Below are 23,253 nucleotides of genomic sequence, written 5' to 3'. Positions count from 1 at the left end.
CGAGATGCCACTTGTGCACGCCGTTCACGGCGTGTCGCGTGCACAAGTGGCATCTCGCGGCGGGGATCAGGACGCGAAGTGGGCGCGGACCTCGGCCTGCCAGCGGGTGCGGTCCTCGTCGGAGATGAAGGCCGCGTCGAAGGAGTTGAGGGCGAGGCGCTCCAGTTGCGCGTCGTCCATCCCGAGCTCCTCGACCAGCGCGCGGTAGTTCGCGTCGACGTAGCCGCCGAAGTAGGGCGGGTCGTCGCTGGAGACCGTGACGATCAGCCCCGCGTCGAGCATCGCCGGCAGCGGGTGGTCCTTCATCGTGTCGACGGCGCGGAGCGCCACGTTCGAGAGCGGGCAGACCGTGATCGGCACGCCCTGCACGCGGAGCATCGCGACGACCGCCGGGTCCTCCATCGCGCGGATGCCGTGGTCGATCCGCTCCACCTTCAGCAGCTCGAGCGTCTCGGCGACCGTCTCCGGGCCGCCCTCCTCGCCCGCGTGCGCGACGAGGTGCAGGCCCTCCGCCGCGGCCCGCGCATAGACGTCGATGAAGAGCTCCGGCCCGAAGCCGACCTCGTTCGAGTCGAGCCCGACCCCGATGATGTGCTCGCGGTAGGGGAGGATCGCGGTCAGCATCTCGTCCGCCGCGTCGGCGCCGAGGTCGCGCAGGAAGCACATGATCAGGTCGGTCGAGATGCCGTGCGTCTCCTCGCTCCGCCCCAGCGCGCTGGTGAGCCCGGCCATCACGACGTCGAGCGGCACGCCGTTGCCCAAGTGCGTCTGCGGATCGAAGAAGATCTCCGCGCGGCGGACGTTCGCGAGCTTCGCGCGATCGAGATAGCCGGTGGCCAGCTCGAAGAAGTCGCGCTCCGTCTTCAGGACCGTGAGGTTCGAGTAGTGCAGCTCGAGGAACGAGGCGAGGTCCTCGAAGGCGTAGCGCGCGCGCAGGGCGTCCAGATCCTCGGTCGGCAGTGCGATGCCGTTGCGGCGCGCCATCTCGACGATAAGCTCGGGCTCGATCGTGCCCTCGATGTGGATGTGCAGCTCGGCGCTCGGCGGCGCTCCGCGATCGAGGGCGGTGCCGGTGGCGGGAGACGTGAGGGTCACGGTGGCGTTCCTGTTCCGGGCCGCGGTCGCGCCCCGCGGTCACCGTAGTCGGCGCGTGTTACGCGCCGATGACCGGCGGATGTGCGGCCCGCGACGGCGCCCGCCCGCCCGGCCGAGACCGCGCGCCGCCGACCGTCGCCCGCGCACCCGCGCACCCGCGCACCCGCTGGGAGGATGAGGGCATGCCGTTGCTCGCTCCCCGCCGCCGTCCCGCATCCGAGCCGGGCCCTGCGCCGCTGGTCCGACTGCGTGAGGCGGCCGTCCGGGCGGGGGAGACACAGCTGCTCGCCCCGATCTCGCTCGAGGTCGAGCCCGGCGAGATCGTGGCGGTCACCGGTCCGAACGGCAGCGGCAAGACGACGCTGCTGCGCCTGGTCGCCGGCCTGACGCCGCCGAGCTCCGGCACCGTCGAGATCGCCGGCCGCTCGGTCTCGGAGCGAGACCGCCTGCATCGGCGCCGGGTCGCCGCCCTCGTCGGCACCCCGCCCTTCGAGCGCGACCTCACGCTCGCGGAGCACCTCGCGATGGTCGCCCTGTCCTGGGGAGCGCCGCTCGCCGAGGCACGCCGCACGGCCGTCGCAAGTCTGGACGCGCTCGGCCTCGGCGCCCTCGCGAGCCGGTTCCCGCACGAGCTGTCCTCCGGGCAGACCCAGCTCCTCTCCCTCGCGCTCGTGCTCGCCCGGCCCGGCGAGGTGCTGCTGCTCGACGAGCCGGAGCAGCGGCTCGACGTCGACCGCGTGCCACTCGTCATCGAGGTCCTCCGCGAGGCCGCCCGCGGTCGAGCGGTGCTGATCGCGACCCACAACCCGCTGCTGACGAGCGCACTGGCCACCCGCGTCCTCGAGCTGAGCGGCCGATGAGGGCCGGCCGCGTCGGTGTCAGGCGCCTCCGGGTCGGCGGCCCGAGCGAGCGGGTCCAGCCGTCCGCGCTCTGCACCGGTCCCGCGCTGCGGCCGAGCAGCGCGGTGGCGCCTACGCCGGCTACCTCGCGGCGATGACCCTCCTGGTGGTCGTCCTGCCCGTGCTCCGGGCCGTCGTCCTGCTCGCCGCGGAGCCCGACCCCACCCTCGCCGCCCTCGACCCGACGACCGTCGTCGGCCTCGCCGCCGGGCTGCTCCTGCCCGCCGCCGTGCTGCTCGGCCGCGTCCGCGGTCCGGCGGTCGGCGAACCGCACACCACCGCCGTGCTGCTCGCCACTGACCTGCCTCGCCGCCTCGTGCTGCGCCGGCCCGTGACGGTCGCGGGGACGGCCGCTGTGCTCGCGAGCGTCGCGGCCGCCCTGCTCATCGCCGTCGCCGTGGGCGGCGCACCGCTCGTCGCCGTCGGTGCCGGAGCCGCCTTCGCAGTCCTCCTCGCCGTCGCCTGGCTCGCCGGCCAGTGCCTCCCCGGCCGAGGAGCGGCCCTGCTCACCGGGGTGCTGGTCGCCGCAGCAGCGCTCCCGGCCGGTCCGGGTGCCCTCCTCGGCCGCGCGCTGGCGACGGCCGACCCATCGGCCCTGCCCGGCACCGCGGTGCTGACCGCCCTGGCCGCACTCGCGCTCGCCGTCGTCCCGCGCCTGCTCGACACGGTCCGCGGCGTCGTCGTGGTCGCGCAGTCGCGGCAGTGGCGGTCGGCCCGGAGCAGGGGAGCGATCGGCGAGGTCGCCGACGCGCTCGAGGGCTACCGCGCCCGGCCCGGCCGCTTCCGCCGCGTCGACGCCGTCCGCGTCGCCCCGTTCGCCCTCGCCGTGCCGCTCCGCGACGCGATCGGCGCGCTGCGCACGCCCGGCCGCTCCGTCGCCGGAGTCGCCGCGCTGGCCTCCGCGGGGCTGGCCCTCGCCGTCGCGGCCGTCGCGCCGCCCTCGCTCCTCGCTCTCCCCGCCGCGCTGGCCGGCGTCCTCGCCTACTGCGGCGCCGGGGTCTGGAGCGACGGCCTCCGCCACGCCGCCGCGACCGCGGGCCAGCCGGCGCTGCTCGTGCCTGCGCCGTTCGAGCTGCTGCTGCTGCACGGGATCCTGCCGCTGCTGCTCGCCGTGGGGATCGTCGTCGCGGCCTGCGCTGTCGCCGCCGGGCCCGCGTGGCCCGCCGTCGCGGTCGCGGTGGTCGCGGTGGCCGCCCGGGCGATGGACGCGGCCCGCGGCCCGCTCCCGCCCTCGCTGCTCGGGCCGATCCCGCTGCCGATCGGGGACGGCGCCGGCGCCGCGGTGCTGCTGTGGAACCTCGCCGGCGTGCTGGTGACGGGTGCCGCGGCGGTGGGAGTCGCGTCGGCTCCGGGCCTGCTCGCGGCGGTCCCGGTCGTCGCGGCCGGCTGCCTCCTGATCGCCCGCCGGCGTCTCGCTCGCGCCTGAGCCTCCCGGCCTCCGCCCGCCGAGCGGATGAGAGGATGGCCGGGTGACCGCGCATCCCCGGCTCGACGAGCTCATCCGCACCGTCCACGTCCTCCGCGCCCCGGGCGGCTGTCCGTGGGACGCCGAGCAGACCCACGAGTCGCTCGTGCGCTACCTGATCGAGGAGTCGCACGAGCTGGTCGACGCGATCGAGGCCGGTGACCGGGCCGACCTGATCGAGGAGCTCGGCGACGTGCTCTACCAGGTGCTCTTCCACTCCGATCTGGCCGCCGACGGCCCGGAGCCGTTCACGATCGAGGACGTCGCGGCGCACATGAACGCGAAGATGATCGGCCGCCACCCGCACGTCTTCGGCGACGCGACCGCGGAGACCGCCGACGACGTCATCGCCGTCTGGGACGAGCTGAAGAAGACCGAGAAGCCGCACCGGACGAGCGTGCTCGACGGGATCCCGCAGGGCATGCCGGCTCTCGCGCTGGCCGACAAGGTGATCGGCAAGGCCACCACGCTCGGCATCGTCGACGCGGGGGAGGGGCCGCTGCCGATCGAGTCGGAGGAGGACCTCGGCCCGCTGCTGCTCGCGATCGTCGCGTCGGCCCGGGCGCAGGGGCTCGACGCCGAGCGCGCGCTGCGGACGGCGACGCGCGACCTGCAGGACGAGATCCGTGCGGCGGAGCGGGAGCGCCAGGAGGGGTAGCTGTCGCCTCGAGTGCTGATCACGGGGATCTCGATAGGCCCGCTCCGCGGGCTACTCGATCAGCATGAGGCGAGGGCCGCTCGATCAGCAGGGAGCGCGTGCGGCTCGACGCGCGTGCGCCCTTTCATGTTGGTCGAGTAGCCGCGGAGCGGCGTATCGAGACCCCACGTCCCCAGAGCGGTGGATCTCGATACGCCCGCTGCGCGGGCTACTCGATCAGCATGGCTGGCCCGCTGCGCGGGCCGCCCGATCAGCAGGAAGGCCGTCGGTCAGGCGACGCGGCGCCCGCGGGGCAGGCGCGCCGCCGGCGTCGCCGTCCGGCGGATCGCGCCGAGCAGCAGGCCGACCGCGAGCACCAGCTGCAGCGTCAGACCGACGAACCAGGACGGGACGGTCGCGTCGAAGACCTCCTCCGGAGTGCTCGGCCGCGTCGAGCCGGTGTAGCCGGAGCAGGAGAGCTCGACGACCGGCTCCGGCGCGATCTGCGCCTGCCGAACCAGCAGCGAGAGCCCGGTGAACAGGTCCTCCGGCGAGCCGTACTCGTCGAGGTGCGGCGGAACGGCGTCGGCCAGCACCACGAACGGGTTCAGCGCGAGCAGCCCCCAATAGTAGTCGGCCCGCGCCACCTGCGTCTCGTAGTCCGGTCCGCAGATCCCCTCCTCGTCGTCGACGAAGACGGTCTGCTGCTCCGTGGTCGTGACCGCCGTCAGCAGCCCGAACGCGATCAGCGACCCGACGCTCATCGCCGCGACCACCAGGTAGGTGGTGACGACCGACATCAGCGGCCGGTCGAGGATCCCGCTGAGACCCACTCCGATCGCCGCGACGACGCCCAGCTGCACCGCGAGCACGAGCACCGAGACCGACGCGGAGGCGAGCGACACCCCGCCGACCCCGACGGCGACGAGCAGGAACGGCACGGTGCTCGCGAGGAACGCCAGCGCGACCAGCCAGGCCGAGACGAACTTGCCGAGCACGAGCTGCGCCGTGGTCACGAGGGTGACCTGCGTCGTCGCGAGGGTCCCCGCGTCGCGGTCGCCGTTCACGGCCGTGCCGGAGAGCGCGGGCGTCACCAGGCTGCCCAGCAGCAGCACGAAGTAGACGAGGGTCGAGTAGAGGAAGCCGCCCACGACGGCGCCGCTGCCCGAGAAGACGCCGGTCGCGACCACCAGCAGTCCGGTGACCGCGCCGACCAGCAGGAAGAACAGCCCGAGCAGGACGAAGGACGAGGTCCCGCGCACCCGCTGGGCGAGCTCGAGGCGGAGGACGATGCCGACGCCCTGCAGGAAGGGCAGCGGCCGGGCGGTGGTCTCGGTGCTCATCGGGCGTCCTCCTCGTTCTCGGTGCTCGGTTCCGCGGGCCGGCCCGGCCCCGCGGCACTCCCCGGCTCCCCGGCCGAGCGGGTCAGATCCGAGAAGGTGTGCTCCAGCTCGCCCACCGCCGGCGCGAAGCGGCTGACCGCGACCCCGGCCGCCACCAGCCGCGAGAGCAGCTCGGCCGCCGCCGCATCGTCGACGACCGGCACGAGGGCCGCGTCGCGCTCCACTCGGACCGGCACGCCCGTCAGCCGCTCGACGACCGCTGCGAGCTCCGCCCCGCGCGGCCGCACCGCGTCGATCCGCCAGGCCCGCAGTGCCCGCGACGCGCGCGCGACCGCCTCCTGCGAGGCCGTCACCCCGCCGTCGAGGTAGACCGCCGCGGTCGCCATCTCGTCGAGCTCGGAGAGCACGTGACTCGAGACCAGCACCGTGCGCCCCTCGCCGGCGAGCCGCAGCACGAGGTCGCGCAGCGCGATCCGCGCGCCGGGATCGAGCCCCGAGGCCGGCTCGTCGAGCACCAGCACCGACGGGTCGTGCACGAGCGCGCGCGCCAGGCTCAGCCGCTGCTTCTGCCCGCGCGACAGCACCCGGGTGGGCCGGTCGCCGAACTCGACCAGGTCGACGAGCCCGAGGAGCTCGTCGGCGCGGGCCTCGGCGTCCGGGTGCGGCAGCCCGTACAGCTGCCCGGTCGTCCGGAGGGTCTCCCGGCAGGTCAGGCTCGCCCAGGAGCCGAGGACGTCGGGCATCCAGCCGAGCGCGGCCCGCACCGCGGCGGGCTCCTCGACCGGGTCGTGCCCGGCGACGCGGAGCCGCCCCGCGTCGGGGCGCAGCAGCGTCGCGAGCAGCAGCATCAGCGTCGTCTTGCCCGCGCCGTTGGGCCCGATAAGCGCCGTGACCTCCCCGGGCCGGGCCTCGAAGCTGGCGTCGCGCACGGCGTGGACGGACCCGAACGCCCGCGACACCCCCTCCGCGACGATGCCGGCATCAGCGTGCGTGTCCATCGAGTCCCCCTCGTCGGTCCGCGGCGATCCCCCTGACCGCGCGAGCGCCGCGAGCCTAGCCGACACCCCCGACCGGCCGGACGCCGGCGGCGCGGAGGGCCGGAGAACACCGGTCGACGGTCTGGGAGAATCGCCGCATGGCTTCTGCGATCACCCCGCCCCGCGGCATGCGCGACTTCCTCCCGGCCGACAAGGCGAAGCGCGAGCACGCGCTCGGAGTGATCCGCCGGGTCTACGCGGCGCACGGCTTCGACGAGATCGAGACCCCGGTGGTCGAGGACTTCGAGCGCCTGCACTCCGGCCTCGGCGGCGACAACGAGAAGCTCGCCTTCAGCGTGCTGCGCCGCGGGCTCTCGCACGACGACCTCGCGGCGGCGGCCGCGGCGGACGACGCCTCGGGCCTCGCCGACCTCGGCCTCCGCTTCGACCTCACCGTGCCGCTCGCCCGCTTCTACGCCAGCCACCGCGCCGAGCTGCCGACCGTCTTCCGGTCGGTCCAGATCGCACCGGTCTGGCGCGCGGAGCGCCCGCAGAAGGGCCGCTACCGCCAGTTCGTCCAATGCGACATCGACATCATCGGCGAGCCGGGGCAGCTGGCCGAGGTCGAGCTGATCACCGCGACGGCCGCCGCCCTCGACACGCTGGGCCTGCGCGACTGCACGATCCGGATCAACGACCGCCGGATCCTCACCGGCATCCTCGAGCACTGCGGCTTCGCCCCCGAGCGCTTCGGCCCCGCGCTGATCTCGATCGACAAGCTCGACAAGATCGGGGCGAGCGGAGTCGTCGCCGAGCTCGAGGCCGACGGTCCGGACGCCGCGGCCGTGCTCGGCGGCTACCTCGCCCGCATCGAGGCGGCCGTCGCGGCCGGGGGAGTGGCGCTCGAGCAGTCCGCGATCCTCGGCGTGCTGCCCGAGGGCATCGACCCGGAGGCGGTGCTCGCGCTCGAGACGCTCGCCCGGTCGCTGCGGTCGCTGCCGACCGGCGTCTCGCTCCGCTTCGACCCCACACTCGTGCGCGGGATGGGCTACTACACCGGCACCATCTTCGAGATCGCGCACCCCTCCTCCGGCTCGTCCGTCGGCGGCGGCGGCCGCTACGACGGCATGATCGGGCGCTTCCTCGGCCAGGACGTGCCGGCCTGCGGCTTCTCCATCGGCTTCGAGCGGATCGTCGAGCTGATCGACGTGCCGCTGGACGAGCGGCCGGACGCGGTCGTCCTCGTGCACGAGCGCGACGCGGCCCCGGAGGTGCTGCTCGCGCTCAAGCAGGAGCTGATCGTCGGCGGCTCCCGCGTGCGGCTGGAGCGCCGCGCGAAGAACCTCACGCCGCTGCTCGACCGGGCCGCCGCCGCCGGATTCACGCGCTTCGCACTCGTGCCCCGCGACGCCGCAGCGGCCGCGGATCTCGCCTTCAAGCCGCTCGGCTGAGCTGAGAGGGGCCTCAGCCGATCCGCCGGGAGGGACGGGCGGAGCGGTCGGATCGTTGTCGGATCCGTGAGACCCTTAATACCCGCGAAATCTGCGGACACACCGGAGAAATCTCCCGAGGATAGCGTCGAGGCACCCCGATCGGCGCGGCTTGGCGCGCCCCGTGGGGCAACCGTCGCCAACCGCGCACCACAGCAGCTTCCACCGCCTTACCCGAGGAGTCCCCCTTGCCCCTGTCGCCCTTCCGCACCTCGCAGACCTTCGACCGCCGCAGCGTCCTGCGCATGGCCGGCGTCGCCGGTCTCGCCCTCGGCGGCGTCTCCGTCCTCGCCTCCTGCGCCTCCGACTCCTCCGGCGCCTCGGCCGAAGACGGCGGCGACCTCGGCACCCTGAAGGTCCAGCTCTCCTGGATCAAGAACGAGGAGTTCGCGGGCGAGTTCTTCGCCGACTCCAAGGGCTACTACACCGAGGCCGGCCTCTCCGGCGTCACGCTGACCGCGGGCCCCTCGACCGGCACCGCCGAGCTGCTGTCCGGCTCGGCCGACGTCGCGCTCAGCGACGCCGTCTCGGTCGGCACCGTCGTCGCCAATGAGAAGGCGCCGCTCAAGATCATCGGCGCGACCTACCAGAAGAACCCGTTCACGGTCCTCTCGATCGCGACCGCCGGCAACATCGCCACCCCCGCCGACCTCGCCGGCAAGAAGATCGGCGTCCAGGCGTCGAACACCTCGCTCTTCCAGGCGCTGCTGAAGGCGAACGGCCTCGCCGAGTCCGACGTCACCGTCGTCCCGGTCGAGTACGACCCCTCGGTCCTGATCAACGGCACCGTCGACGGCTTCATCGCCTACCTGACCAACGAGGCGATCACCGTCGCCGCCGAGGGCTACGAGGTCGTCAACCTGCCCTTCGCCGACAACGGCCTCCCCTTCGTCGCCGAGACCTTCACCGTCACCGACCAGGCCATCTCCGAGAAGCGCGAAGCGCTCAAGGCGTTCCTCGTCGCCGAGATCAAGGGCTGGACCGACGCGGTCAACGACCCGGAGGCCGGCGCGATGCTCGCCCTCGAGACCTACGGCAAGGACCTCGGCCTCGACGAGGAGTCCTCCAAGAAGGGCTCCACCATCCAGTCCGAGGAGCTCGTCGTCTCGGACGAGACCGTCGCGAACGGCCTCTTCACGATCTCGGACAGCCTCCAGGAGGAGACGCTCGCGTCGCTCTCGGGCGCCGGCATCGAGGTCGACGCCGCCGACCTCTTCGACATGAGCCTCCTCGCCGAGGTCTACGAGGAGAACCCCGACCTCGTCAAGTACGCCGCCTGACCGCGGCGACCGGAACAGCTCCACCACACATGCAGCACCACGGAGGGCACCACTCGTGACCGACACGACCGACGCCGGCACTCTGCGCGAGCAGGGTGCCGGCGGCACCGGCATCCAGATCCACGGCCTGTCGAAGACGTTCCGGATGGGCTCTCGCAGCGTCACCGCGCTGCAGGACACCGATCTGCACACCGACCAGGGCAGCTTCCTCGCGCTCCTCGGCCCCTCGGGCTGCGGCAAGTCCACCATCCTGCGGATCCTCGCGGGGCTGGAGGAGCCCACCTCGGGCTCCATCCGGGTGGACGGCCGCACGCCCAAGGAGCTGCGCCGCGACAACAAGCTCGGCATCGCCTTCCAGGACCACGCGCTCCTGCCCTGGCGCAGCGTGATGTCGAACATCCGCCTCCCGTTCGAGATCGCGGGCAAGTCGGTGGACCAGTCCTACATCGACGAGCTGATCGACCTCGTGGGCCTGCGCGGCTTCGAGAAGGCCAAGCCGGCGCAGCTCTCCGGCGGCATGCGCCAGCGCGTCTCGATCGCCCGCTGCCTCATCCTCAAGCCCGAGGTGCTGCTGCTGGACGAGCCGTTCGGTGCGCTCGACGACATGACGCGGCAGAAGCTCAACCTCGAGCTGCTGCGGATCTGGACCGAGAAGCCGGCCACGACCCTCCTCGTCACCCACGGCATCTCGGAGGCGATCTTCCTCTCGGACCAGGTCGCCGTGATGAGCCCGCGGCCCGGCCGGGTCAAGGAGATCATCGAGATCGACCTGCCCCGCCCGCGCACGCCGGAGATGCAGCGCACCCCCGAGTTCCACGCCTACGTCGACCAGGCGTCCGAGCTGCTGTTCGGCGACGGCGGCGCGGCCGCCGACGACCACTGAGGCGCCCCGTGGCCACCCTGCTCCCCGCTCCCGTCCCGCCGACCGAGCGCCGCTCGCGCTCCCTCCCGCCCTGGGCCTCCGGGCTGATCGGCATCGTCGGCATCATCGCCGTCTGGTGGCTGATCGCCCTGGTCACCGCCCCCACCGGCGGCACGACCTACGCCCCAGTCCCCACGCCGATCCAGGTCGCGCAGACGATCGCCGAGGACGGGCCTGCGTTCTACTGGGCCAACTTCTCGGTGACGATCGGCGAGGCCGCGGTCGGCTACTTCTGGGGCAACCTCATCGCCCTGGTGCTCTCCGCGCTCGTCCTGATCGTGCCGTGGCTGGAGGGGATCGTCTCCCAGCTCGCGGTCGTCACCTACTGCGTGCCGATCGTCGCGATCGGGACGCTCGTGCTCCTCATCCTCGGCGGCTCCGACGCGCCGGGGCGGCCGAGCGACACCGCGATCTTCCTCGCCGGGCTCTCGGTCTTCTTCACCACCGTCGTCGGCAGCCTGCTCGGCCTCAAGGCGGCCGACAAGGCCTCGCTCGACGTCGTCACCGTCTACGGCGGCACGAAGTTCACCCAGCTCCGGAAGGTCCGCGCCATCGCGGCGCTGCCGAACATCCTCTCCGCACTGCAGATCGCCGTTCCCGCGGCGTTCCTGGGCGCGATCCTGGGGGAGTACTTCGGCAAGATCGAGACCGGGGTCGGGCCGATCCTGGTCGCGGCGCAGGTCTCGCTGAACTCGCCGCGCGTCTGGGCGCTCTTCCTCCTCTGCGCGGCCGTGGCGCTGATCGGCTACGGCCTCGTCGGCCTGATCGGGCGCCTCGTCGCCCCGTGGTCCTCCGGAAAGCGGGCATGACATGACCTCCACGATCCCCGACCGCACCGAGCAGTCGAGCCCGACGCAGATCATCGCGGTCGACGAGCTCCGCCGTCAGCTGCGCAGCGCCGCCCTCGGCGCCACGCTGAAGAGCCTGCGCAAGAGCCTCCTGATCGCGCTGTCGACCGTCGCGATCGTCCTCGCGATCTGGATCGGCGTGATCCTCTTCAGCGGCGTCTCGCCGTACGTGATCAAGGGGCCGTGGGACGTCTGGGCGCACCTGGTCACCGACGAGTCGGCGGCCGAGAACCGCGCCGAGCTGGGCGGGCTCTTCGCCGTCACCATGGTCGACTCGTTCATCGGCTTCGCGGCCGGCCTGATCGTCGCGATCCTGGTCGCGATCCTCTTCCGGTTGTCCAAGGGCGTCGAGCACGCACTGATGCCGTTCGCGCTGCTGCTGCGCTCGGTCCCGCTGATCGCGATGACGCCGCTGATCATCCTGGTCTTCGGCCAGGGGACGGTCGCCTCGGTCGCCGTGGTCGGCGGCATCGTCGTGCTCTTCCCGGCGCTGGTCACGATCGCGTTCGGCCTGAACAACGCCTCGCCGCAGATGCTCGACGTCGTCTCGGTCTACGGCGGCTCCACGCTCACGGCGATCCGCAAGGTCGCCATCCCCGGCGCGCTGCCCTCGCTCTTCGCGGCGATCCGCGTCTCCGTCCCCGGAGCGATCACCGGCGCGCTGCTGGCCGAGTGGCTCTCCACCGGCGACGGCATCGGCGGCGGCATCGCCGGCTGGACCGCGCAGGCCCGCTTCGACGACATCTGGTCGGCCGTCGTCCTCGTGACCGGCGTCTCGCTGATCCTCTACATGGTCGTCCAGGTCATCGAGACCTTCGTCCTGTCCCGGATGTCCCTCTCCCTCTCCTGACGCACGTCTGCTCCCCTCCGCGAGATGCCACTTGTGCACGCCCGACACGGCGTGTCGCGTGCACAAGTGGCATCTCGCGGGACGGGGAGGGTGGGGTCAGACGGTGACGATCGCGTCGATCCGGCGCGGGGACAGCAGGTCGCGGCCGCCGAGGCCGTCGAGCTCCATCACCACGGCGATGCCCTCGAGGGACCAGCCGGCGCGCTCGATCAGGCGGCAGCTCGCGTCGAGGGTGCCGCCGGTGGCGAGCACGTCGTCGACGAGCAGCAGGCGCGCGCCCTTCGGCACCGCGTCCTCGTGCACTTCGAGCTGAGTGCTGCCGTACTCGAGCGTGGCCTGCTCGCTCAGCACGGTCCGCGGCAGCTTGCCGGGCTTGCGGATCGTCACGACTCCCAGGCCCGCGGAGTAGGCGGCGGCCGCGGCGAGGAGGAAGCCGCGCGCCTCGACCCCGGCGATCGCGTCGATCCGGCCGCGGTACGGCTCGATCAGCGCGTCGGCGACCGCGCGCAGCGCCTCGCCGTCGCCGAAGACCGGCGTGAGGTCGCGGAAGAGGATGCCGGGCTTCGGGAAGTCGGGGACGACCTCGGTGAGGCGCTCGACGAGGGCGGCGGCGGTGCTGGTCACGGGGTCCTCCGGTGGGGCGGGAGCGGATCGGCGGCCGTGCGGCGCGGCTGCCGTCAGGGCCCTGGGAGTCTACCGACGCCTCGCGGACGCCTCCCGTTCCGAGGCGGTCAGTAGACTCCTTCCCGACCGCTCCCGCCCTCCGGGAGCCCACCCGTCAAGAGGAGATAGTTGTGGCCCTTATCGAGGCAGTCGTCGCCCGAGAAATTCTGGACTCCCGTGGCAACCCCACGGTCGAGGTCGAGGTCCTGCTCGAGGACGGCGCGTCCTCGCGAGCGGCCGTCCCCTCCGGTGCCTCCACCGGCGCCTTCGAGGCCTACGAGCTGCGCGACGGCGACGCCGAGCGCTACCTCGGCAAGGGCGTGCAGAAGGCCGTCGACGCCGTCATCGACGAGATCGGCCCGGCCATCGAGGGCTTCGACGCCACCGACCAGCGCCTCGTCGACGCCGAGCTGATCGAGCTCGACGGCACCGAGAACAAGTCGCGCCTGGGCGCGAACGCGATCCTCGGCGTCAGCCTCGCGGTCGCCAAGGCCGCCGCGCAGTCGGCCGACCTCGACCTCTTCCGCTACGTCGGCGGCCCCAACGCGCACACCCTGCCCGTCCCGCTGATGAACATCATCAACGGCGGCGCGCACGCCGACACCGGCGTCGACATCCAGGAGTTCATGGCCGTCCCGCTGGGCGCCGAGTCCTTCTCCGAGGGCCTGCGCTGGGGCGTCGAGATCTACCACGCGCTCAAGGCGCAGCTGAAGAAGGCCGGCTTCGCCACGGGCCTGGGCGACGAGGGCGGCTTCGCCCCCGACCTGCCCACCAACCGCGAGGCGCTCGACTTCATCCTCAAGGCCGTCGAGGCCGCCGGCTTCACCCCCGGCAAGGACATCGGCCTCGCGCTCGACGTCGCCTCCTCCGAGTTCTACGAGGACGGCAAGTACACCTTCGAGGGCAAGAAGCTCTCGGCCGAGGAGCTCTCCGCCTACTACGCCGACCTCGTCGCCAACTACCCGCTGGTCTCCATCGAGGACCCGCTGGACGAGGACGACTGGGCCGGCTGGACCCACCTCACCGCCGAGATCGGCGACAAGGTGCAGCTCGTCGGCGACGACCTCTACGTCACCAACCCGGTGCGCCTGGCCCGCGGCATCGCCGAGAAGGCCGGCAACTCGATCCTGGTCAAGGTGAACCAGATCGGCACGCTCACCGAGACGCTCGACGCGGTGGCCCTCGCCCAGCGCAGCGGCATGACCGCGATCCTCTCGCACCGCTCCGGCGAGACCGAGGACACCACCATCGCCGACCTGGCGGTCGCGGTGGACGGCGGCCAGATCAAGACCGGCGCCCCGGCGCGCTCGGACCGCGTCGCGAAGTACAACCAGCTGCTGCGCATCGAGGAGATCCTGGGAGGCGCCGCGACGTACGCGGGTCGCTCCGCCTTCCCGCGCTTCACCGCGTAGTCTCTCCCCGCCGGAGCGGCCCCGGAGCCCAGCACCTCGGTGCGGGCACCGGGGCCGCTCCTGTTCCGCCCTCATCCGTTCCACCACTCGAGGAGGCACCCGCCCATGGCCCGACCGCCCCGCCGGCCCTCCGCACCCGGGAGCGCGCCCCGCCGCCCGGCCGCTGCCGAGACTCCGGACTCGCCCGCCTCGAAGCCCGCCGCCTCGAAGCCCGCCGCGTCGAAGCCCGCCGCCGCGACGCCGAGCGCCTCGAAGCGGGGCGCCTCGAAGCCGTCCGCCTCGAAGAAGCCGGCGTCCAAGCCCGCCGGCGCGACGTCCGCCGCGTCGAAGCGCCCCGGCGCGAAGCCCGCCGCGTCGGCCCCGAAGGCCTCGCGCACCCCGCGCGCGAAGCAGCCTCCTGTCACGCCGTCCTCCGCCTGGGTCGCGGGCGTCCGCGGCTCCGGCTTCACGCTGCTCGTGATGGGCATCATGATCCTGGCCGTCGTCGTCCTCGCGCCCAGCGTGAAGAACTTCGTCGAGCAGCGCGCCGAGATCGCCGAGCTGCAGCGCTCCGTCGATGCGGCGAAGACCCAGTCGCAGAACCTCGACGAGCAGCGCGTGCGCTGGTCCGACCCCGCCTTCATCCGCGCCCAGGCCCGCGAGCGCCTGTACTTCGTGATGCCGGGCGAGGTCAGCTACCTCGTCCTCGACGACATCGCCGTCGCGCAGCAGGCCGCGCAGCCGGCCTCGAACTCGGTGCAGAAGACCCCGAGCGACTGGGCGGGCTCGCTGCTCTCCTCGATCGCGGTCTCCGGCCTCGGCGACCCGACGACGGCGGAGCTCACCCCCACTCCCTGACCCCGGCCCCTCGCCCGGCCGCCGCCTACACTGGAGAGTTCCCTCCGGTCCCCGCGCCCCCTGGAGTCCTCCGTGACCACGCCCCCGTTCGACCCGCCCACCGAGCACGACATCGCCGTCGTCTCCGCCCAGCTGGGCCGCCCCGCCCGCGACGTGGTCGGCATCAGCGCGCGCTGCGTCTGCGGCAACCCGACGGTGGTCTCCACCAGCCCGCGGCTGAGCGACGGGACGCCGTTCCCCACCTTCTACTACCTGACCCACCCCGCCGCGACCGCCGCGATCTCGCAGCTCGAGGCGACCCAGGTCATGGTCGAGTACAACGCGCTCCTGGCCGAGGACGAGGCGCTGCGCGACGCGCACGCGGCGGCCCACCGCGCCTTCCTCGCCGACCGCGAGAGCATCGCCGTCGTGCCCGAGATCGCCGGCATCTCCTCCGGCGGAATGCCGACCCGCGTGAAGTGCCTGCACGCCCTCGCCGGCCACGCGCTCGCCGCGGGTCCCGGAGTGAACCCGATCGGCGACCTCGCGCTCGCCCGCGCCGACTGGTCGCCCGAGCGCTGCGAGTGCCGGCCGCTCGAGGTCTGACAGACTCCGCGGACCGGCGGGTCGACGCGATTCGACGCGCGGTTCGCTAGGCTGATTCCCAGTCGGGGTCAGTGCTGCCACCCGCATCGAGAGCGGGCACTTCGCGAGTAGCAGGGTGTTCGCATTGTCCATCCCTCTGGAGTGTTCACCGTGCCCAAAATCCTGATCGTCGGAGGCGGCTACGCCGGCTTCTACACCGCGTGGAAGCTGGAGAAGTACCTCCGCGCCAACGAGGCCGAGGTCACGATCGTCGACCCGCTGCCCTACATGGCGTACCTGCCCTTCCTCCCCGAGGTCGCCGCGGGCTCCATCGAGCCGCGCCACGCGATCGTCTCGCTGCGCCGCCACCTCAAGAAGACCGCGATCCTCGCCGCGAAGGTCACCAAGATCGACCACGCGTCCAAGACCGCGACGATCACCCCCACGGTCGGCGAGCCCTACGAGTTCGTCTACGACCAGATCGTCGTCACCGCGGGCTCCGTCTCGCGCACCTTCCCGATCCCGGGCGTCGCCGACAACGCGATCGGCCTCAAGACGATCGAGGAAGCGACCGCGATCCGCGACCGCATCCTCACCAACTTCGACAAGGCCGCGACCCTGCCGGCCGGCCCCGAGCGCTCGCGCCTGCTGACGGTCACGGTCGTCGGCGGCGGCTTCGCCGGCATCGAGGTCTTCGCCGAGCTGCGCTCGTTCGCGAGCGCGCTGCTCAAGCGCTACCCCGAGATCGACTTCGAGGAGACCAAGTTCCACCTCGTCGAGGCGATGGGGCGGATCATGCCCGAGGTCGCGCTCGAGACGAGCCATTGGGTCCTCAAGAACCTCGACCAGCGCGGCGCCACCGTGCACCTCGACACGCAGCTGAAGTCCGCCGAGGGCGGCGTCATCGAGCTGTCGACGGGCGAGACCTTCGAGTCCGACCTGATCATCTGGACCGCGGGCGTCATGGCGAACCCGTCGATCAAGAACTCCGACCTCCCGATCGAGGAGCGCGGCCGTCTGTGCGTGCGCGCCGACCTCCGCGTGGGCCACGACGACGTCATCGTCGAGGGCGCCTGGGGCGCCGGCGACGTGTCGGCCGTCCCCGACCTCACCGGCGGCGGCGTCGGCGGCTTCTGCGTGCCGAACGCCCAGCACGCCGTCCGCCAGGGCAAGCTCATGGCGACCAACATCATCGCGGTCCTCCGCGGCGAGGCGCCCAAGGACTACTTCCACAAGAACGCGGGAGCGGTCGCCGGTCTCGGCATCGGCATCGGCGTCTTCCAGTCCGGCAAGATCGCGATCAAGGGCTTCCCGGCCTGGGTCATGCACCGCGGCTACCACGGGCTCGCCATGCCCTCGTGGGAGCGCAAGTTCCGCGTGGTCTGGGGCTGGTGGAACAACCTCTGGCTCGGCCGCGACATCGCCTCGATCGAGGCCCGCGAGTACCCGCGCGGCTCCTTCGAGACCTACGCGTCGCGCCCCCGTCCGGCCGCTCCGGCCGCCGAGTCGGCTCCGGCCGGCACCCCCGGCCCGGCCGGCGCGCCGGTGACCGTGGGCGGCGAGCCCGCCAAGGCCTGACAGCACCGTCGGGTGGTGCGCGAGAGCGCGCCGCCCGGTGGTCGCCCCCATAGCCCAATCGGCAGAGGCAGACGACTTAAAATCGTCTCAGTCTGGGTTCGAGTCCCAGTGGGGGCACTCGTTCGGCGCCAGCGCGCTGGTCTTCTTCGCAACCGGATGTAGCATCGAAGGACAACGGGCCGGCCGCCGGAACGTTGCCAGCCTGAAGCCCCGCTCTGCGGGGCTTCAGTCGTTTCGCGTGGAGATCTCGTCACGGCGTCCAGACTCGTGCGTGGGCGGTGGACCCGTCGATCAGCGCGCCCAGTCGCGCCACTGTCCTCGCTGACGCGGGATGCCGCTCGGTCACGGTGAATCTCCGTCGGTGCAGATACACCGCCAGGTCGACGGCTTGCAGCCCGGCCGTCACTCTCGACGACGCGAAGCGAATGGGCGCCGATATCCGATCCAGTCTGCTCGAGCGGTAGCCGGGCGTTCCGAGCAACTGGTAGCTCTCGAACTCCCGTCGGTGATCGTCCTGGGTCGCGATCTCATCGGCGACCACCCGGACCTTCTCCCAGTCGGAGCAGAGGGATCTGTGGCAGTACTCGTCGATCCGCTCGAGGAGATGCTGCAGCACGACGGGGTGAGGCTTCTGCTCGAGCTGGTAGCGAGCGTTCAGGCGCCGCACGTCGACCCCGCGGAAGAGGTACTGAACTCCGGCGTGCTGAGCGATCTTGAGTGCCGCACCGTAGACGTCCGCCGCTTCGCGATGCTTCCCCCGCAGGGGCTTCCAGTCTCCGGATCCGCCCATCAGTTCGTGTCCGTGCAGTTCCGCGTCGGGCGCGATGCCGTGTTCGGTCGTCGCTCTCTCTCTGAGACGTTCGTAATCCCGTTCGAGCCGATCCCAGTTCTCCTTCGAGGTCACGGCGGCACCGATGAAGTAGTAGCTCTGGTCGTACGACTCGTCGACGTAGGCGATCAGCATCCGGCCCTCGACTCGGCTATCCCGTGGAAGTGGGGACGGGGGAGGGGAGCTTTCGGGCGGCGAGGCCGTCCGCGGCCCTGCTCGATCCGCACCTCGGGGCGCACCGTTCTCAACGCTTGATCACTCTGGCGATCAGCGTCGCGATCGGGGGCAGGGCGGCGGCAATGGCCGCCGCACCTCCTGCTACAGGACTGCCGACGAACTCACCGATCTTGCCGACCGCGGGTGCGAGCTGGTCGCCGATTTCGAGGCTGAGAACGAAGAAGGCATAGGTGTAGAAGACGATCGTTGCCCAGGCTGTCCTCAACCCGGCTTCCCGCTTCGGTGGGACGTGAGGCGGAAGGGCTGCTCCAGCACTCCGACACCCGAGGAGCGAGATCCGACTCTGCGAACGGGAGAGAGCCAGCTCGGTGCATCGCTCGAGCCATGGCTCGGCCTCGGGGAGAACTGAGTCGGCGGTATCGAGCCTCGGCCGTCCGGCGCAGACGCGCAGAACGGCTCTCGTCCAGCGCTGTGCGCGTGTCCGCTGCGACGGGAGAGCGGTGGGTGTGCGACTGAATCGCTCGACGAGGCATGTCTCGATTGGGTCGAGAAGAGTGTCGCGTCGGTCCGAGTCGTCGAAGCGTCCCGAGTCGAGCGCCTTTCGGACATGGACCATCCGCTCGAAGAACTGCCACTCGAACACCTGTCGATTCCGCCAGTGGCGGTCCCTGAGGGTCATGGTGACGAGCACCTGCGCGAAGCCGAGCGGAACGAGCGCGAGAGAGATCAGAATCGAGGACAAGTCGTGAGGCAGCAGGCAGACGAGGGTCAATCCCAGCTGAAGGAGGCCAGCCGCGAGTGCTACGTAAGCGAGGAGACTCGGAACCGCGAGCCGCGCACAGTTCGCTCCCTGGGCCGAACGAGCGTCGGTCTCGTGAAGCGCTTGAAACCTTCGCCAGGCAGGGCCGCCTCCACTCGCCTCTGGGATCCCGGGACCGCTGATGATGCGGATTCGCCCGAGGATTCGGAGCCAGTGCCGTTCACTCGGCATGACGGTGTCGGGCGCCCGGCCGGTGTCGAGCGCGGGCATGACCACCAGCAGCCACATCGCCCAGAGGAGGGCTCCTGCGATGTTGAGGGTCTCGATGCGTGGCCACCACGCTTGCCAGAACTGGTCCACCTGCGCTCCCCGCCGAGGACTAGCCCCCATTTAGCGAGAATAACTCATGGTAGATCGGTGGCGACCCATGACGCGACACGTCGCCCTTATGGCGTGCGTGTGAGCACCGCCGTCATCGACGACTCGGACGTTGAGATCGAAGTGCGGCTGAGCGGCGCGCAGTTCGCCGACAATGCCACTCGTCTCATCCATTCGCCGACACGGGACCCTCGGGTGCATCGGCGAGCGGGCTCTGCGCGGTCGTGCTCGCCGGGCTAGGCCGCGCGGGCGTGCGCGCTCTTGGCGAGCGGCACCGCGTCGATGCCGTTCGCCCCCTCCAGGAGCACTGCCTCGAGCAGCGCAGTGATCTCGTCGGGGGCGCACTCGGCGCAGAGGACGACGAGCTCCTCAGAGCTCACACCCTCGGAGTCCTCGCCGCCGGAGCGGTCCAGGACGACGGCATCGGTTCCGCAGCTTCCGCATTCGATCATGCGGGTACCGTACGTCCGACCTCCGACATCGCCGCGATGCGCGGACGGTGAGTCGCGCGGGAGTGCGAGAGTTCCGATCCGGGCCATCCGGCCGTGTCCGTTCCTGTCAATCGCTACGCCGGCGCCCGCCCTCGCATAGAGTCGTCGCCGGGCGGTCCTCGCCCGGACGGAGCGCTCGCGCCGCCGTCCCGGGGGGCGGGCGGCCCGGTGGCGCCTCGTGGCGTCTCCTTCTTCTCGTGCCCTCGGGCACTGTCATGCATCACCCGGCGACGGGTGGTCGGGAGGCCTCCATGGGGAAGCTGCTCTACGGAGCCTCGGGTGTCGAGATCGAGTTCGACGACCGCACGCTCACGCACGTCCAGATCGTCATCGCCAACAAGCTGCGCCGCCGCGAGAGCTTCTTCTTCTCCTGGCGCGACGACCCGGCGGTCGGCGACGGCCGCTCCAGCATCTGGCTCGACCCGTCGGTCCCGCTCTACTTCAAGTACTTCGGCGGCCGGGTGCCGTCGATCAACCGCACCTGGATCGACCTGCTGACGGTCTCCGCGAACTCCTCCGGCGGGCTGCAGCTCGTGCAGGAGCCGGACGCCGCTCCCACCCCGCCGCCGAAGGGCGAGCAGGGCGCGTGAAGCGCGACGTCTCCGCCCGGCTGACCCTCGACGTCGCGCGACCCGCGACGCTCGTCTTCTCGATCGCGGTCGCGGGGGCCTACGGGGCTCCGGAGCGGCTGTCCCTCGAGCTGGACGGGCGCGAGGTCGCCGCCCGCGAGGTGCTCGACCAGCACGGCACCCGCCTGCACGTCCTCGAGGCGGGCGTCGGACGCCTCGTCGTCGACTACGCCGCGAGCGTCGACGGCGTGCTGGAGCCGCTGCCCGGCGAGGAGGTCGACCGCCTGCGCTACCTGCGGCCGAGCCGCTACGCCGAGTCGGACATCCTCTGGGCGACCGCGCGCGCCGAGTTCGCGGGCCTCGAGGGCGCCGCGCTGCTCGCGTCGGTCAGCTCCTGGGTCGGCACCCGGCTCGCCTACGTGACCGGCTCGAGCCTCCCCACCGACGGTGCGGAGCGGACGCTGCTCGCCCGCCGCGGGGTCTGCCGCGACTTCGCCCACCTCGTGGTGGCGCTGCTGCGTGCGCTCGACGTGCCGGCCCGGCTGGTCGCGGTCTACGCGCCGGGACTCGCGCCGATGGACTTCCACGCGGTCGCCGAGGCCTGGATCGAGGGCTCCTGGCGGGTGGTCGACGCGACCACGCTGGCGCCGCGCTCGAGCCTGGTGCGGATCGCCACCGGCCGCGACGCGGCGGACACGGCGTTCCTCAGCGTCTACGACGGCATCGCGACGCTCACCGACATGACCGTCGGCGCCGTGGTCGACGTGCTGCCGGACGACGACGTGCGCGAGCTCGCCGCGATCGGCTGAGCCCGCACCCGGGCCGCCGGGCTTGGTACCGCCCCGGCGCTACTCGCCGACGTCGACGAAGCGCCGCCAGGCCCAGATCGACGTGCAGACGGCCGTGAAGGCGATCACGGCGAAGAGCGCCGGCCCGCCGCCGCCGTCGGTCGCCCAGGCGGCGATCGTCGGCGTGAGGAGCAGGAAGAGCACGGTGCTCGCCAGCAGCGACAGCCCGAGCCAGAGCACGGGCGACCAGCGCAGGATGCTCTGCCCCGCGGGCCGGCCGACCGGGAAGAGCAGCACGACGCTCGAGCCGACCGAGATCAGCGTCGTCGCACTGAGGATCTCGGCGGTCAGGACGGCGGCGAAGGAGCCGTCGGCGGGGACGGCTGCGGAGGCTCCCCAGGCGACGGCGGCGAGGCCGAGCAGGGAGACGACCCGCACGGTCGCGAGCTTGGCGCGCGCCACGGCCGAGGCGCCCTCGGGCAGGACGAGCCCGATCACCACTCCGAAGAGGAAGGCCGGGTCGAGGCCCGCGAACCGCGAGAGCAGTGCGGCGCCGGCCACCAGCAGCAGTGCGCGGGGCGAGGCGACGATGCGGATGCCCGGCAGGCCGATCCGGCGCCCGACCAGGGCGGGGACCCCTGCGGCGACGGCGTTCACCACGGCGACCGCGACGATCACCGCGATCAGCAGACGGAGGTACGCGGGCTGCCCGTCGACCCGGCCGGAGAGCAGCACGAGGCCGGCGGCGCAGCCGATCATGCCGACCATCATCGTCCGCGCCGAGACGGGCGCGGGGTCCGGCCGGTCGTCGTACTCCACGCTCGCGCGGTTGCGGCCGGTCAGGCGCCAGGTGCGCGGCTCGCGCGGCACCCGGCCGGCGACGGCCAGGCGGGCGGGGACGACGAGCAGGGCGAGGGAGGCGACCGCCAGCGCGAGCGAGCGCATCCAGTCGGCCATCGTGCCGATCGGAGCGCCGGAGGAGAGCGCCGTGGTCATCCCGGTGGCCGCGCTCCAGCCACCGGGCGCGGAGCCGCCGTCGGCGGGCGCGGGAGCGGGAGCGGTGGGGGGCGGGTCGCTCGGAGCGGCTCCCGGCGCCGGTGCAGCGGTGGCGCCGTCGGACGGGGCCGCCTCGGGCGCGGGCGCCGTCTGGCCCGGGCGCGCCGGGGAGGGCGTCGCGGTGCTCCCGGGCGTCGTCGGCCGAGCGGTCGGCGAGCCGGGCGCGGTGGTCGGCGTGCCGCCGCCGGGGGTCGCCGTGCTCGTGCCGGGAGCTGTCGCCGAGGGAGTGGCGGAGGGCGTCGTGGTCGCCGCCGAGAAGGTGGCGTCGATCCACGGGCTGCGCGAGCTGTAGTTGCCGGCCGCGTCGCCGGCGATCGCCGACACGCGGTGCGCTCCGGCCGTCACCGTGCCGCCGGTGCAGCTCCAGGCGCCGCCGGTGATCGGCGCGTCGCAGGTGTTGACGAGGTCGACGTAGACGTAGACCCGCGTGCCCTCGGTGGCGGTTCCCGAGTAGACGGCGCCGGTGAGCGGCAGCGCGGCGCCCGGGCCGGGGGAGGCGAGGACCGGCGCGACCGGAGCCGCGGTGTCCACGACGAGCGAGACCGCCGCGCTGGCGGGCGAGACGGTGCTCCCGGCGAAGGACGCGGACTGGGTCGCGGTCACCCGGTAGCTGCCGGGGGCGGGGGTGGGCGCGAGCTGGCAGAACCAGCGGCCCGCGCCGTCGGCGGTGGCGAGGCAGGAGGCGCCGCCGTCGGAGGTGACCGCGACGCTCGCTCCCGGGTAGGCGGTGCCGCTCACCGATCCGGCGGACGTCGCGGAGCCGTCGACCGACTCGATGACGGGAGCGCTGAGCACGGCGACCTCGGTGCGGGCCGAGGTGGTGCCGCCGGCGGCGAGGAGCTCGACGGCGGTCAGGCGGATCCGGCCGTCGTCGAGGTCGAGTGCGCAGCTCCAGGTGTCGTCGGCGCCGACGGTGGTGATGCAGAGCGGCTCGCTGCTGCCGGTGAGGCCGATCTGGATCTGATCGCCGGCCGTGCCGGTGCCGGTCGCGGTGACCGCGCCGCTCGGCAGCACGGTGCCGGAGGCCGGGGAGGTGATCGTGAGGGGCGCGGCGGCCAGCGCGCTCGGGGCGGTCAGGCCGGCGGCGGCGCCCAGCGCGACGAGCAGCACGAGCAGGAGGGCGGCCGGACGGCGGCGCGACGAACGGGGGGAGCGGCGGAGGCGACCCGTCGGCACGGCCGACGGACCCCTCGTCGCGGAACCCCCCGGAACAGACGCGGCGACACTCGGAATCACGGTGCGTCCATTGCACGGGGGCGCACGGGTGGTGTCAAGCGCGGCGCGCGCCCGTTGCCGGATGTACACCGAAGGGCGGATCGGCCTCTTCCGCCCGGGGGAGCGGCTG

The 23,253-nt window shown here is 72.7% G+C and carries 23 protein-coding genes and 1 tRNA gene; 15 read left to right on the top strand and 9 right to left on the bottom strand.

Annotated elements, in window-relative coordinates:
* Positions 1 to 66: 66 nt before the first annotated feature.
* On the bottom strand, positions 67 to 1,095 hold the full coding sequence (locus MT350_RS18530; RefSeq protein ID WP_243598502.1) for an adenosine deaminase: 1,029 nt from the start codon (positions 1,093 to 1,095) through the stop codon (positions 67 to 69).
* Between the two features lie 182 nt (positions 1,096 to 1,277).
* On the opposite strand from MT350_RS18530, the gene MT350_RS18525 reads away from it, so the two are divergent.
* From MT350_RS18525 to MT350_RS18515, 3 genes are all read left to right on the top strand, one after another.
* On the top strand, positions 1,278 to 1,955 hold the full coding sequence (locus tag MT350_RS18525) for an ABC transporter ATP-binding protein (protein ID WP_243598503.1): 678 nt from the start codon (positions 1,278 to 1,280) through the stop codon (positions 1,953 to 1,955).
* A gap of 133 nt (positions 1,956 to 2,088) precedes the next feature.
* Positions 2,089 to 3,420: a hypothetical protein gene (locus tag MT350_RS18520; protein WP_243598504.1), complete on the top strand. Its 1,332-nt coding sequence runs from the start codon at positions 2,089 to 2,091 to the stop codon at positions 3,418 to 3,420.
* 43 nt (positions 3,421 to 3,463) lie between these two features.
* Positions 3,464 to 4,117 (top strand): MazG family protein, encoded by a 654-nt coding sequence (locus tag MT350_RS18515; RefSeq protein WP_243598505.1) that lies wholly within the window; start codon positions 3,464 to 3,466, stop codon positions 4,115 to 4,117.
* A 269-nt stretch (positions 4,118 to 4,386) separates the two neighbouring features.
* Here the strand turns inward: MT350_RS18515 and MT350_RS18510 are convergent, their stop codons facing one another.
* Positions 4,387 to 5,439, bottom strand: a complete 1,053-nt coding sequence (locus tag MT350_RS18510) for an ABC transporter permease (RefSeq protein WP_243598506.1) — start codon at positions 5,437 to 5,439, stop codon at positions 4,387 to 4,389.
* Positions 5,436 to 6,437, bottom strand: a complete 1,002-nt coding sequence (locus MT350_RS18505; protein ID WP_243616399.1) for an ABC transporter ATP-binding protein — start codon at positions 6,435 to 6,437, stop codon at positions 5,436 to 5,438. Before MT350_RS18505 ends, MT350_RS18510 begins: the two co-directional genes overlap by 4 nt.
* A 137-nt stretch (positions 6,438 to 6,574) precedes the next feature.
* Between MT350_RS18505 and hisS the strand changes: the two genes are divergently transcribed.
* From hisS to MT350_RS18480, 5 genes are all read left to right on the top strand, one after another.
* Positions 6,575 to 7,867, top strand: coding sequence for a histidine--tRNA ligase (gene hisS / locus MT350_RS18500; RefSeq protein WP_243616398.1), 1,293 nt, complete (start codon positions 6,575 to 6,577; stop codon positions 7,865 to 7,867).
* A 227-nt stretch (positions 7,868 to 8,094) separates the two neighbouring features.
* Positions 8,095 to 9,186 (top strand): ABC transporter substrate-binding protein, encoded by a 1,092-nt coding sequence (locus tag MT350_RS18495; RefSeq protein ID WP_243598509.1) that lies wholly within the window; start codon positions 8,095 to 8,097, stop codon positions 9,184 to 9,186.
* 145 nt (positions 9,187 to 9,331) lie between these two features.
* Positions 9,332 to 10,069 (top strand): ABC transporter ATP-binding protein, encoded by a 738-nt coding sequence (locus MT350_RS18490; RefSeq protein ID WP_123705595.1) that lies wholly within the window; start codon positions 9,332 to 9,334, stop codon positions 10,067 to 10,069.
* Positions 10,070 to 10,077: 8 nt separating this feature from the next.
* A complete protein-coding gene (locus MT350_RS18485; RefSeq protein WP_243582213.1) occupies positions 10,078 to 10,917 on the top strand; it encodes an ABC transporter permease in 840 nt (279 codons plus the stop codon).
* A gap of 1 nt (position 10,918) precedes the next feature.
* On the top strand, positions 10,919 to 11,806 hold the full coding sequence (locus tag MT350_RS18480; RefSeq protein WP_208110631.1) for an ABC transporter permease: 888 nt from the start codon (positions 10,919 to 10,921) through the stop codon (positions 11,804 to 11,806).
* 96 nt (positions 11,807 to 11,902) lie between these two features.
* On the opposite strand, the gene MT350_RS18475 is transcribed toward MT350_RS18480, so the two are convergent.
* Entirely contained in the window at positions 11,903 to 12,430 is a 528-nt protein-coding gene (locus tag MT350_RS18475) for an adenine phosphoribosyltransferase (protein ID WP_132437731.1), read from the bottom strand.
* 170 nt (positions 12,431 to 12,600) lie between these two features.
* On the opposite strand from MT350_RS18475, the gene eno reads away from it, so the two are divergent.
* Positions 12,601 to 13,881: a phosphopyruvate hydratase gene (gene eno, locus MT350_RS18470; RefSeq protein ID WP_123447613.1), complete on the top strand. Its 1,281-nt coding sequence runs from the start codon at positions 12,601 to 12,603 to the stop codon at positions 13,879 to 13,881.
* 71 nt (positions 13,882 to 13,952) lie between these two features.
* Here eno and MT350_RS18465 read toward each other — a convergent pair whose 3' ends face one another.
* A complete protein-coding gene (locus tag MT350_RS18465; protein WP_243616397.1) occupies positions 13,953 to 14,348 on the bottom strand; it encodes a hypothetical protein in 396 nt (131 codons plus the stop codon).
* Between MT350_RS18465 and MT350_RS18460 the strand changes: the two genes are divergently transcribed.
* The 4 genes from MT350_RS18460 to MT350_RS18445 all read left to right on the top strand — a co-directional run bounded on the left by MT350_RS18460 (position 14,341) and on the right by MT350_RS18445 (position 16,977).
* Positions 14,341 to 14,718: a septum formation initiator family protein gene (locus tag MT350_RS18460; RefSeq protein WP_123447611.1), complete on the top strand. Its 378-nt coding sequence runs from the start codon at positions 14,341 to 14,343 to the stop codon at positions 14,716 to 14,718. The genes MT350_RS18465 and MT350_RS18460 overlap by 8 nt on opposite strands.
* Positions 14,719 to 14,790: 72 nt before the next feature.
* Positions 14,791 to 15,303 (top strand): DUF501 domain-containing protein, encoded by a 513-nt coding sequence (locus tag MT350_RS18455; protein WP_123734084.1) that lies wholly within the window; start codon positions 14,791 to 14,793, stop codon positions 15,301 to 15,303.
* A gap of 150 nt (positions 15,304 to 15,453) precedes the next feature.
* Complete coding sequence (locus tag MT350_RS18450; RefSeq protein WP_243616396.1) at positions 15,454 to 16,860, top strand: NAD(P)/FAD-dependent oxidoreductase; 1,407 nt, start codon at positions 15,454 to 15,456, stop codon at positions 16,858 to 16,860.
* A gap of 43 nt (positions 16,861 to 16,903) precedes the next feature.
* Positions 16,904 to 16,977: transfer RNA gene (locus tag MT350_RS18445), tRNA-Leu, on the top strand.
* Between the two features lie 133 nt (positions 16,978 to 17,110).
* On the opposite strand, the gene MT350_RS18440 is transcribed toward MT350_RS18445, so the two are convergent.
* The 3 genes from MT350_RS18440 to MT350_RS18430 form a co-directional block, all read right to left on the bottom strand.
* Positions 17,111 to 17,824, bottom strand: coding sequence for a DUF3800 domain-containing protein (locus MT350_RS18440; RefSeq protein WP_243616395.1), 714 nt, complete (start codon positions 17,822 to 17,824; stop codon positions 17,111 to 17,113).
* A 109-nt stretch (positions 17,825 to 17,933) separates the two neighbouring features.
* Positions 17,934 to 18,986 carry a hypothetical protein gene (locus MT350_RS18435; protein WP_243616394.1) on the bottom strand — a complete coding sequence of 351 codons (1,053 nt, stop codon included), beginning with the start codon at positions 18,984 to 18,986 and terminating at the stop codon, positions 17,934 to 17,936.
* Positions 18,987 to 19,240: 254 nt separating this feature from the next.
* Positions 19,241 to 19,456: a hypothetical protein gene (locus tag MT350_RS18430; RefSeq protein ID WP_243616393.1), complete on the bottom strand. Its 216-nt coding sequence runs from the start codon at positions 19,454 to 19,456 to the stop codon at positions 19,241 to 19,243.
* A 290-nt stretch (positions 19,457 to 19,746) separates the two neighbouring features.
* On the opposite strand from MT350_RS18430, the gene MT350_RS18425 reads away from it, so the two are divergent.
* Both MT350_RS18425 and MT350_RS18420 read left to right on the top strand, forming a co-directional pair.
* Positions 19,747 to 20,085: an ATP-dependent DNA ligase gene (locus tag MT350_RS18425; protein WP_068211888.1), complete on the top strand. Its 339-nt coding sequence runs from the start codon at positions 19,747 to 19,749 to the stop codon at positions 20,083 to 20,085.
* The gene (locus MT350_RS18420) at positions 20,082 to 20,873 is read left to right on the top strand and encodes a transglutaminase family protein (protein WP_243616392.1); all 792 of its coding nucleotides are present in this window, start codon (positions 20,082 to 20,084) and stop codon (positions 20,871 to 20,873) included. Before MT350_RS18425 ends, MT350_RS18420 begins: the two co-directional genes overlap by 4 nt.
* A 39-nt stretch (positions 20,874 to 20,912) precedes the next feature.
* On the opposite strand, the gene MT350_RS18415 is transcribed toward MT350_RS18420, so the two are convergent.
* Positions 20,913 to 23,084: a hypothetical protein gene (locus MT350_RS18415; protein ID WP_243616391.1), complete on the bottom strand. Its 2,172-nt coding sequence runs from the start codon at positions 23,082 to 23,084 to the stop codon at positions 20,913 to 20,915.
* Positions 23,085 to 23,253: the final 169 nt, after the last annotated feature.

This window comes from Rathayibacter sp. VKM Ac-2928, assembly GCF_022815545.1.
GTDB classification, from domain to species: Bacteria; Actinomycetota; Actinomycetes; order Actinomycetales; family Microbacteriaceae; genus Rathayibacter; species Rathayibacter festucae.
This window is presented reverse-complemented; position numbering and strand designations above follow the sequence as displayed.

Bases quoted from the DNA above. Each gene is read 5' to 3' on its own strand.
- MT350_RS18490 (WP_123705595.1), top strand. From the start codon at position 9,332: ATGGGCTCTCGCAGCGTCACCGCGCTGCAGGACACCGATCTGCACACC.
- MT350_RS18505 (WP_243616399.1), bottom strand. From the start codon at position 6,437: ATGGACACGCACGCTGATGCCGGCATCGTCGCGGAGGGGGTGTCGCGG.
- MT350_RS18430 (WP_243616393.1), bottom strand. From the start codon at position 19,456: ATGATCGAATGCGGAAGCTGCGGAACCGATGCCGTCGTCCTGGACCGC.
- MT350_RS18425 (WP_068211888.1), top strand. From the start codon at position 19,747: ATGGGGAAGCTGCTCTACGGAGCCTCGGGTGTCGAGATCGAGTTCGAC.
- MT350_RS18525 (WP_243598503.1), top strand. From the start codon at position 1,278: ATGCCGTTGCTCGCTCCCCGCCGCCGTCCCGCATCCGAGCCGGGCCCT.
- hisS (WP_243616398.1), top strand. From the start codon at position 6,575: ATGGCTTCTGCGATCACCCCGCCCCGCGGCATGCGCGACTTCCTCCCG.
- MT350_RS18480 (WP_208110631.1), top strand. From the start codon at position 10,919: ATGACCTCCACGATCCCCGACCGCACCGAGCAGTCGAGCCCGACGCAG.
- MT350_RS18465 (WP_243616397.1), bottom strand. From the start codon at position 14,348: ATGCCCATCACGAGCAGCGTGAAGCCGGAGCCGCGGACGCCCGCGACC.
- MT350_RS18510 (WP_243598506.1), bottom strand. From the start codon at position 5,439: ATGAGCACCGAGACCACCGCCCGGCCGCTGCCCTTCCTGCAGGGCGTC.
- MT350_RS18520 (WP_243598504.1), top strand. From the start codon at position 2,089: ATGACCCTCCTGGTGGTCGTCCTGCCCGTGCTCCGGGCCGTCGTCCTG.
- MT350_RS18460 (WP_123447611.1), top strand. From the start codon at position 14,341: ATGGGCATCATGATCCTGGCCGTCGTCGTCCTCGCGCCCAGCGTGAAG.
- MT350_RS18440 (WP_243616395.1), bottom strand. From the start codon at position 17,824: ATGCTGATCGCCTACGTCGACGAGTCGTACGACCAGAGCTACTACTTC.